The 10,740-nt window shown below is 73.8% G+C and carries 3 protein-coding genes and 1 pseudogene; all 4 read right to left on the bottom strand.

Annotated features, from left to right (window positions below; all coding sequences use genetic code 11):
- A partial coding sequence (locus tag ABZ641_RS16145) for a DUF2064 domain-containing protein (RefSeq protein WP_359982397.1) occupies window positions 1–383 on the bottom strand: 383 nt, incomplete at its 3' end.
- Window positions 357–1,034, bottom strand: a pseudogene (locus tag ABZ641_RS16150) (glycosyltransferase family 2 protein); the annotation flags it as partial. The pseudogene ABZ641_RS16150 and the gene ABZ641_RS16145, both read right to left, overlap by 27 nt.
- A 97-nt stretch (window positions 1,035–1,131) precedes the next feature.
- Window positions 1,132–2,187 carry an NAD-dependent epimerase/dehydratase family protein gene (locus ABZ641_RS16155; RefSeq protein WP_344626483.1) on the bottom strand — a complete coding sequence of 352 codons (1,056 nt, stop codon included), beginning with the start codon at window positions 2,185–2,187 and terminating at the stop codon, window positions 1,132–1,134.
- A 154-nt stretch (window positions 2,188–2,341) separates the two neighbouring features.
- Complete coding sequence (locus tag ABZ641_RS16160; RefSeq protein ID WP_359982395.1) at window positions 2,342–10,687, bottom strand: toxin glutamine deamidase domain-containing protein; 8,346 nt, start codon at window positions 10,685–10,687, stop codon at window positions 2,342–2,344.
- Window positions 10,688–10,740 lie beyond the last annotated feature (53 nt).

Raw genomic sequence — 10,740 nt, forward strand, 5'->3', positions numbered from 1 at the left:
CGGTGGTTGCGCCGGTACGCGGTGACCAGGGCCCGCAGGTGCGGGGTGTCCATGCCGACGAGCAGTGCGGGTGCGTCGGGGGCCAGCCGTTCGGCGTGCGCGAAGGCGTCCGCGAGGCGGGCGTCCAGACCTCCGTCGCACTGCGGGACCACCTCCCAGCCGGGCGGCAGCCAGTCGCCCGGGGGGCCGTCGAGCACGACCAGCCGGCGGCCCGCCGGGACGGCGGAGAGGGTGTGCAGGGTGTCGGCGAGGGCGGCTCCTGCCAGCGCGGCGGCCTGTTCGGGCGTCCAGGGCGGTGTGAGCCGGGTCTTGACCCGGCCCGGGACGGGGGCCTTGGCGATGACCAGCAGGGTCGGCGGGGGTGCGGCCAGGACCGCCCGCATGTCGTGCACGGCGCGGACGGTGCCGCGGACGGTGCCGGTGACCTTGGACCGGCCCGCCCGGGGCAGGTAGTCCACCGGCGTCTCGGTGATCCGCATGCCGGCCGCCGCGGCGGTGAGCACCATCTCCAGCGGGTAGCCCGAGCGTCGGTCGCCGAGGCCGAGGGCGAGCAGCCGTTCCCGGCGGGCGGCCCGCATCGGGCCGAGGTCGTGCAGCCGGGCGCCGGTGCGGGCCCGCAGACGGCCGGCCAGTACGGCGTTGGCCAGGCGGGCGTGCACCGGCCAGGCCCGCGGGGAGGACGGTCGGCGGCGGCCCAGGACGAGGTCCGCCTCGCCCGCCAGCACCGGGCCGGTGACCCGGGGGAGTTGGGCGGGGTCGAGGGAGCCGTCGCAGTCCATGAAGCAGACCAGGTCGGCGGTGGCGCTCAGCAGCCCGGCGTGGCAGGCGGCGCCGAAGCCCCGCCGGGGCTCGCTCACGACCGTCGCGCCGAGCGAACGGGCCAGGTCCGCGGAGCCGTCGTGGGAGCCGTTGTCGACGACGATCGCCCGCCAGCCGGCCGGGATCCGGCCGAGCACCCACGGCAGGGCGGCCGCCTCGTCGAGGCAGGGGAGGACGACGTCGACGTCCGTCGGGGACGCAGGGGGAGGGGTCACACCGGTCACGCTAACCGCGGCGGGCGGGCCGGCGGTGCACTCCACGCCTTACGGAAGTGCGACGCCGTCCCGGGGGTGCCGTGCCCGCCCGTGGTGCTCACACCCGCTGCGGGGCGGCGGCGAACTCCACCATGCCCTCCCCGAAGGGGACTTCGGGCCGCCAGCCGAGTTCCCGGCGGATCCGCGAGGAGTCCGCGGTGATGTGCCGGACGTCGCCCAGACGGTACTGGCCCGTCACCACGGGGGCGGGGCCGCCGCAGGCGGCCGACAGCGCCTCCGCCATCTCGCCGACCGTGCGGACCTCGCCGCTGCCGACGTTGTACGCGCGGGAGCCGCCCTCGGGGCAGGCGCCGATGCCGGACAGGGCGGCGAGGTTGGCGGCCGCGACGTCCCCGACGTGGACGAAGTCGCGGCGCTGGCCCCCGTCTTCGAACACCCGTGGCGCCTCGCCCCGGGCCAGCGCCGAGCGGAACAGCGAGGCGACCCCGGCGTAGGGCGTGTCGCGCGGCATCCCCGGGCCGTACACGTTGTGGTAGCGGAGGGCCACCACCCGTCCGCCGCAGGTGCGGGACCACGCCGAGGCGAGGTGCTCCTGGGCGAGTTTGGTCGCGGCGTACACGTTGCGCGGGTCCGCCGGGGCGTCCTCCGCCACCGACCCGGGCCGCAGGGCCTCGCCGCACACCGGACACGGCGGTTCGAACCGTCCGCCGTCGAGGTCGGCCGGACGCCGCGGGCCGGGTGCGACGTCCCCGTGCACCGGGCAGGCGTAGCGGCCCTCGCCGTACACCACCATGGAGCCGGCCAGCACCAGCTTCCGTACCCCGGCGCCGGCCATGGCGGACAGCAGGACGGCCGTGCCGAGGTCGTTGCAGCCCACGTAGTCCGGTGCGTCGCGGAGGTCGAGGCCGAGACCGACCATCGCCGCCTGGTGGCAGACCGCGTCCACCCCGGCCAGGGCCCGCTCCACGGTGGGCGCGTCGCGCACGTCCCCGTGCCGGAGGTCCACGCCCGCCGGCAGGTCGGGGACGGCGCCCGGCGGATGGACGGCCTCCAGCAGGGCGTCCAGCACCCTGACCTCGTGGCCCGCCGCCACGGCCGAACGCACGACCGCGGAACCGATGAAACCGGCACCGCCGGTGACGAGGATCCTCATGTCCGGCGACGCTACCGGCCGGGCGGGCCGTCAGGACGGCACCGGGCAGCGCGTCATGAATCGGTAAGGCGACCGGGCCGTTGCCGCGTCCCGTGTTTCGACGCGGCCCGGGCGGTGCCGGACGGCGGCGGGGTGCCGCCGCCCGGCTGCACGGTCAGCTGTCGTCGTCGGGATTCATCCTCCTGAACTGCGAGGCGAGGTCGTCGCCGATGGCGTCGCCCGGGCGCTTGCCGCCGGCGACCCGGGCGGGCGGTGACACCAGCTCCATCGCGGCCACCAGGGCCGCCCGTTCGGTGCCGCGGCGGCCGCCCGCGCTCCGGACCCGGTAGTACTCCGTCAGGCCGTGGATCGCGGTCTCGGCGTCGCCCGGCCGCCGGGAGCTGTTCAGCTGGTCGAACCAGGCCTCCACCTGCCGGCGGACGGCGGGGTCGGCCGGGCGGCCGAACCGGTCCATGGTGAACTCGTGGCGGTGGGCCTGCCAGGTCGAGGTCACCGCGTTGCCGCCGTCGTTCGGGAATGCCGTGGTGACCGCGCGGTCCCACGCCAGGACGCCCTGGAGGTAGCGCTGTCCGACCTCCTGGTTCACCTGGTTCTGCGCGGCCGAGGCGCGCAGCTGGGCCAGGTTCTTGTCCGTGAAGGTCCGTTCGGCCACCAGGTCGACGGTCTCCGGTCCGACCGGGCCCAGGGTCTCCGCCATGGTCTGCCAGCTCCGGTAGGAGCGGACGAGCTTGTCGTCGCTGCTGTTGAACGGCGCCGCGCCGTCGAAGTGGCTCGCCACCAGTTCGTCGTGCCGGGCCCCGCCGCGCAGCGAGAAGTCGAGCTCGCCGCTGGAGGTGGCACTGCCGAGCTGCAGCTGGTCCACGAAGGTGGTGTGCGGCAGGCTCTGGTGTGCGCTGACGAAGATCCGGACGAGGTCGCCGACCCTGGTCTCCCGTTCGTGCTGCGGGTACGTGTCCAGCTTGGCCAGCTCCCGGCGGGCGTGGTCGACCGCCCGCGACATCGGCCCCTCGACGTGGTCCTGCATCTCGTCGAACCGGTTGCCGAGCCAGCTCTCCAGCTCCTGGCGCGGCCTGCCCTCGAAGGAGAGCAGCGACTCCCGCATCAGCGACCAGGAGGCGGCGTGCGAGTACTGGTTGCTGCCGAACTGGGTGTCAGGGCGGGACTGCTCGCTGAGCACGATCCGCCCGATCCGCGACGGGTCGCCCGGGTGGGCGCCGATGTCCGCGACCAGCTCTGCCTTGAGCTCGTAGCGGGAGAAGCCGGTCGTACCGCCCGGCAGCTGCCCGGGCGGCTGCACCGTCACCGGCTGCAGACCGAGCTGGCTCTCGATGTCGGCGCGGTTGGCCGGCGTCATGTACTCCGGGTACGCCCGGTGGAGGCTGCGGATCAGGTGCTCCTTGGCCGTTTCGACGTCCTTCTCGGAGAGCGAGGCGGTCTGCTTGATGTCCAGCAGGGTGCCCACGACCTCGTCGGTGCGGGGCGCCGGGCCCTCACCCCGCTGGAAGGCGCCGAGGCGGTCCAGCATCCCCGCCTCGCCGTGCCCGACCGCCCGGCCGTCCGCGAACGAGGCGAACGACGTGATCTGGGAGAGCTCGATGTAGCCGGACACCAGGTCGCCGAGGTCGCGGTGCCACTCCTGGAGCGACTGCCGGCGCGACGGATCCGCGGGCAGTTCGTCGAGCCGCGCGACGATGTCGTCCCAGCGTGCCTTGACCGCCGGGTAGTCCTTCTCCGCGGCGCCCTTGGGCTCCGGCGGGAACTTCTTGAACTCCGTGATGTCGTTGGTGAGTTCGGCCCACACCGACTCCGCGGAACGCCCGGCGAGACCGCTCGCCGCCCGGCGGGTCAGCGCCCAGGGCACGGTGTGCGAGCGCTGGTCGGTGCCGAATCGCGTCATCGGCCGGTCGTTGGAGGGCAGCACCTCGCTGAGGTAGACGTCCCGCCCGTGCGGCGAGGCGTGGTCGGTGCCGACGACCACGGTCTGCACGGCGACCGCCAGCGTCCTGCGCGGGGGTGTGGCGGCCGGCGCCGGCGAGTCGACGTCCATCGGGGTGTACTGGTTCGCCGTGTGGCCGGTCGCCGTGTGGTCGACGGACGGCGGCGGGGGCGGCGGCGGGGTGTGACCGCTGCGCGCCACCGGGCCGGTGCGGAAGGCCGGCGGCGGGGGCGGCGGCGGAGGCGCGTCCCCGGGGTGAGGGGCCTGGGTCTCCGACGGCCGGGAGCCGAACGCCTGCTGGGCGCCCTGCTGTTCGACGTTCGTGGTCCGGATCTGCTCGTGGCTCTGCTCGGTGTGGTTCTGCAGCGCGACCGGCCGGTCCTCGGCGAACCCGCCGGCCCGTCCGCCCGCCTCGGACGGCGGCACGGTGCCGAAGTCGTCCACGTCCATCGGCTCCGGGGTGTGCTCGGCCGGGGGCCGGGTGAAGGTCGAGTAGGTGTCCATGAAGTTCGGGTCGTGCGGGCCCGAGATGTTGTTCTCGCGCGGGTCGGCGACCGACGCCCACACCGTCCAGTCGGAGCGGAAGTTCTCCGGCATCCCTCCGGCCGCGGGAGTCACCTTGCGGTCCGTCAGGTCGGCCCACCGCAGCTGCCCGTCGCGGTCGTGGACCAGCGCGACCGCGTGTCCCGCGCCCTCCTTGCCCACGCCGAGCACGGTGGCGAAGCTGCCCGGCCCGCCGGCCTGCACCTTCTCCATCAGCTTCCGGACCGCGGCGTCGCCCTCGCCGAACAGCGCCGGACCGTCGTGCCGCTTCCACAGCGTGTTGCCCGGAATCGGCTCCACGTTCCCGTGCAGCGTCTGCCCGGAGACCCGGGGACGGCCGAAGTGGGTGTCCCGGTAGGCCTCCACGTTCTCCAGGCAGGCGTTCAGGTCGTTGCCGGGCCGGAACCCCTCACCCGGGTGGACCGGCGCGGTATGGGGGTTCACCTTCCCGAGCAGCGAGGAGCTCATCGGCGGATGCACCTTCGGCTCGCCACCGAGGTAGCTCATCAGGTCCTGCGTCAACGGGTGCCGGGTGCCCACGGCCTGGTAGCCGCGGTCGTGCATCACCGCGTCGGTGTTCTCGTACGACGGTGTCCGCTGCCGCTTCGCCTCCCGTTCGGCGACGGGCCGGTCGTCCTCGTCCTCGTCCCGTCCGCGCTTGCGGCCGTTCGACTCGGAGTGCTCCTGCATCACGGTGTCGCCGTCCGCGTCCTGCCGGTGCGGGACGGCCGGGGCGGGCTCGTCGACGTCCATGGCGCGGGACTGCCGGTGCTCGGACGCACCGGTGCCGTGGGTGGTGTCCGGCGGGGCCGAGGGCAGCGAGCCGAAGCCCGGCGCGGGGTCGTGCTGCTGCTCCTCGGCCAGCCTCTGCAACTGGCCCGCGCTGTCACGGGACATGACGGACAGCCAGGAACGGTCGTCCTGCGGCGCGAACTCGTCGAACAGCTGCCGCTGCAGCGCCTCCAGCTCGTGGAAGCGCGGGTTGGCGTGGCCCAGCGCGCTCATCCGGGCGGTGAAGAGCATCGACTCGCCCTGGGCGTGCTGGTGGTCGGCGGCGGCCTGCTGGTGCAGTGCGGCCGCGCCGTCATGGACCTGCTGCATGGTGGTGCCGGGCTGCGTGAGCGCGCCGACGGCGTCGGCCTGGGCGACCAGCCGGCTCCGCAGGTCGCCGAGTTGTCCGAGCAGTTCGTTGCGGACGGTGCGGAACTTCGGGTCGGTGGCCGGCGGGAGCTTGCCCTGCAGCTTGTTCGCCAGGTCGTCGAACCGCTCCACCTGCTCCTTGGCGTTGATGTGGTACGGGCCGACCGTCATCTGCACCCGGTCCGCCTCGCCGGGCGGGTCGAGCCTGAACGGGCGGGTGGTCTGCCTGCCGATGTGCGGGTTGCCGTGCTCCTGCACCGACTCCTGGCTGGTGACGTGCCAGCCGTCGGGACCGTGGTGCAGGACGTTGGTGACCTCGAAGGTGAACGGGTGCGGCGAGCGGTACTCGTCGGGGCCGAACCAGTCGGTGACGGTCTTTCCGGCCCGGAAGTCGGCGCCGCCGATCAGGTTGTTCTTCGCCGAGTACGACTGGAAGTGCCACAGCTGGAAGGTGTCGGTGTGCGGGTTCACGTCGGTGGCGACGAACGCGCAGCCGTTCATGCCGCCGGTGAACACCAGCCCGTCGCCCGGCCGCGCCGGGTCCGGGTGCAGCGGCACCTCGACGTGCCCGATGGTGTGGTCGCCGGCCGCCGTCCCGGACTTGTACGGGGCGTACAGCGCGGTGACGTAGTGGTGGTCGGGCATCGGATCGGGCAGCCGGACGCCGGCCGGGGGCCGGAACTCCTCGCTGTGCTGGGCGTACTTCTCCCACGCCGGGGTCAGCACGAAGGCGTCCTTGTCGGGCGTGCTGCGGGCGGGGTCGCGCACGAGCGCGAACCAGTGCCGGTCGCTGCCCTCGAACCTGGCGAGGAAGGAGTTGACCTGGTGCTGCTGCAGCCCCTCGGTGCGCAGCTTCAGCCCGGAGCCGAAGTCCACGCCGAGCGGGGTGTCCCGCAGGAAGCTCCCCGGGTCGTGCATGATCCCGTACTCGGGGGTGCCGACCGGCGGGAGCAGCGGCTCCACGGGCGGGACCTGCTGGTCGTCGTGCGGCTGCTGGTCGGCGTCCTCGTGGTGCTGAAGCGGGTCGGCCTCGTGCTGCGGGCCCTCGTGCTGCTGGCCCTGGTGCTCCGGCGCGCCGTCGTGTCCGGCCGCGGGCTGGTGCGGAGCCCCGGTCCCAGCGGTGGGGTTGTGACCCCCGGCGGCCGGGGTGTGGCTTTGGGTCGGCGGCGGCGGCGGGGAGGGCAGCGTGCCGAAGCCCCGGGTTCCGGTGTTCTGGTGGCCGCCCCCGGCGGGGTGCGCGAGCGGCGGCGGGGGCGGCGGCGTCGGCACCGCGTCCGGCGCGCGGCGCTTGGACGGCGGCGCGTCGGGCATCAGCACGTCGTCGTCCGGGTCGACCCGGCGCTTCTCCGGCCGGACGGTCTGCTGCGAGGCCATCGGGTGGTCCTGGCTCTGCGACGGCATCGGCACGTCGTGGCTCTGCGAGGGCATCGGCGTGTCGTGGTCCTGCGACGCGGTGGGCGTGTCGTGGTCCTGGGTGGCCATCACCACGTCGGTGTCCTGGCTCGCCGGGGGCCGGGGCGTCGCGGGGGGCGGGGTGGTGCCGATCTCGTGGCCCTCCGCGCCCGGCCGGGCGTCGCGGGCCGGGTCGTGCAGCGCCTCGGAGCCGACCACCGGGTTCGCGGACTGCCCGGGCTGGCGGGTGAAGTCGCCGGACGAGGAGACCGGGGTCTTGCCGCCCGCGTGGTTCAGCATGCCGTGCTCGTCGGCGATGTTGACCGCGCTGGCGCTCGGCTTCTGGCCCGGCTGGTGGAGGTCGACCATGTCGGCCTCGGTCTTGGGGGCCATCAGGTCGCGCAGCTCGCGCGGGGCGAGGCCGGTGTCCTCCAGGGTGCGCAGGCCGCGCAGCAGGTCCAGGGTGTGCGGCGAGTAGAGCGCCTCGGGCGGCAGGTCGCCCTTGGCGACGGCGGTGAGCACGTCCTGGTCGCGGACCACGTGCGGGTCCAGGAAGTTCTGGATCCACTTGTTGGTCAGCTCGTCGCCGAAGCGCAGGTTGGAGGCGCTGTTGGACAGGCCGGCGGTGATCTCCTCGATCAGCTTCGGCACGTCCTCGACCTTGGCCTGCACGGCCTGGTCGAACAGGCCGGCGGGGTGCTTCTCCCCGGCGCCGGCCCGCGGGAAGCCGCCGCCGTACTGCCGGGCGACGGCGGCGATGTCCGCGTCGGCCTTGGGCAGCAGCTTCTCCGCGGCCTTCTGCTGGGCGGCCGCGGTGCCGCCGGGCTTGAGGGTCTGCGCCGCCTCCTCGCGGCGCCGGTCCACCTCGTCCCGCCGCAGCTGGTCGCGCTCGTTCGGCAGCTTGTCGGCGAACGCCTCCAGCCGCTCGGGCCGCACCGCGTCGGGGTCGTTGCGCAGCTCGTTCGCCAGGCCCTTCAGGTCCTGCCGGTCCTGGCCGAGGCGGTCGTACGAGCGCGCCAGGTCGTCGATCCGGTCGGCCAGCCGCTGGTGCGCCGGGGAGTTGCCGGGGCCGGCGGGCGGCTCGGCGGCGGCCTGCCGGGCCGCCGCCACGGTGTCGTCGAGGTGGCGCGGCCCGGTGACGCCGTGAATCAGGGCGAGGTCCTCGACGGCCTGCTCGCGGACCTTGGTGCGGACGTCCGCGAGGGCGTCCTTCATCGCCGCCAGGTGCTGCGGCGACGGGTCGTCGGAGAACCGCTCCACGGTGTCCGCGTACCGGTCGAACTCGGCCTTGGCCGGGCCTTCCAGCCCGGAGCGGTCGAGCTGGTTGCGCACCTCGTCCCTGGCCGCGACGGCGCTCGCCGGGTCGTCCAGCTTCGCGGGGGCGAAGGCGGACTCCAGCTTGTCGTTGCCGTAGGCCTTGCCCAGGTCCACGTCCTTGGCGGTGTAGGCCAGGTCGCGCCAGGCGAGCGCGGCGTGCTCCTGGTCGTTGGCGCCGAGCCGCTTGGCGGCCTGCTTACCGGCCTTGTCGAGCACGCGGTGCTGGTCGGGCGCCATGGTGTCGGCGAAGTCGGAGAAGGTCCGCGACGCCTCCACCCGGTGCTGCTCGTCGCCGAACGACCGGGCCTTGAACACGGCGGCCGTCACGTACTTGTGCACCATGTAGTCGGCGACCACGTGGTTGCGGTTGACGACCGCGGTGCCGAGCTTGACCTTGCCGTCCTCCATCCGGCGGGCGGTCTTCTCGGCGTGCGGCTCGCCCGCCATGACGCCGTGGTCCGAGTACCCGAACGCGGCGCGGTAGGCACCGTCGGTCAGCTCGTGCTCGGCGCCCTTCTTCGGCTTGGGCGGCGTCGCCCCGTAGTTCCCGGCGAGGGCGTCCTTGCGCGCCTGGAGGTCCTGCGCGAGCTCCTCCTCGCGGACCCTGAGGTCCTCGACCCGGCTCGCGAAGACGTTCCGGGTGGTCTTCGCGGCCGCCTCCGCCGCGGTCTCCTTGGTGGAGCCGGTGGCGGTCCGCTTGCTGTTCTCGTTCTGGTAGGCGGTCTCGGCGTCGTCGCGCCGCTGGACGGCCTCCTGCCGGAGGTCGGCGACAACCTTGCGCTGCTCCTCGATCCGCGCCATGGCGTCCTTGGCGATCTGCGGCTCGGCCTGCGCGCGGGCGTCCTGCAGTGCCTTGAACTCCGCGGTGCCGGACTTGGGTTCGCCCTTGAGCCGGGCCAGCTCGTGCTCGTAGACGGCCAGCCGGCCCTGCTGGTCCTCCAGGTGGGCCTTCGCGGTCTCCAGGTTGTGCTTCTCGCCGGCCAGTTCGGCCTGGCGGTCCGGCCCCTGGCGGGCGATCTCGTCCAGCCGGTGGTTCACCGCGTCGAGCTGCTCGGGCACGTTGCGGCGCAGCACGTCCACGTGCAGCTGCTTCTGCTGCTGGTACGCGTGCAGGATCGCGTCGGTGTCGCCGTCGATCAGCGCGGACCGCTCGTACTTCTTCAGGTTGTCCTTGACCTTGTCGAACTCCGCGGAGTCCGGCAGGAAGTCCTTGATCGCGTCGAAGGTCTTCTCGCCGTCGATCTTGTGCGAGTAGCCGTCGTCCGCCGCGGGCTTGCTGCCGAAGCCCGGCGCCTTCGGCGGCGGCGGGGGCAGGTGCGAGGAACTCCCGCCGTGCTGACCGGGGTTGCCCGCCGACGGAGCCGGCGGCGGCGTGGTCGGCGGCTGGTGGGCCGGGGGGTTGCTCCCGTCGCCGTCGACCCGGTCCATGAAGTCCCGGAAGCCCTCGTACATCTGGTTCTCGGCCGTGGTGGCGTGCACCGGGTTGGCCGGCCCGCTGTGCACCGCCCCCGGGTCCTTGCCGTACAGCTTCTCCAGCAGCGGCAGCATGGCCGGCTCGTTCTGCCGCACCCAGTCCGCGCCGTTGTTGCGCGGCTGGCCGGTGTACGGGTCGGTGCCGTGGTTGGTGCCCAGGTACGCGTTGGTGACCTGCGCGAAGTACTCCTGTTCGTCGCGCGAGGAGTAGTTGTCGACCGGCTTCCCGCTGCCGTCGTGGCGCGGACCGTCCGGCCAGGCGGCGTTCGGGTCGCCGTGCTTCTGGTTGAAGGTGTCGGTGATCAGCTTCTGGTCGTTCGCGTCCAGGCCGTACCGGTGCACGGTGTGGGTGAACTCGTGCGTGGTGGTGGAGTACCCGTCCTCGTAGTGCCCGCCGTGCCCGATCGGGGTGTGCTCGCCGAGCAGGTTCTCCTCGGTGACCGCCGAGTGGCGTCCGCCGGAGCCGCGCATGTCGTCGTAGCCGCGGCCGGCGCCCGCCGAGGAGTTGTTGTGCACCCCGCGCAGGTCGTTCAGCTCCGGGACGTCCGGCATCCGCACGTCCTTCGGGACCACCACGACGTCGGCGCCGTTCTTCAGCAGCCGCGCGGCGGTCTCCGGGTCCTGGAGCATCCGGGCGATCTGCTGCTGCGCCTCCTGCTTCGCGGACCGCCTCGACTTCGGCCCGCTGGAGCAGGCCACCGGCTCCCCCCTGCCGTTCACCCCCGCCGAGCTCGCCGACCTGCTGCCGGCCG

The sequence above is a fragment of the Kitasatospora sp. NPDC007106 genome (genome assembly GCF_040634455.1).
Classification (GTDB): Bacteria; Actinomycetota; Actinomycetes; order Streptomycetales; family Streptomycetaceae; genus Kitasatospora; species Kitasatospora arboriphila.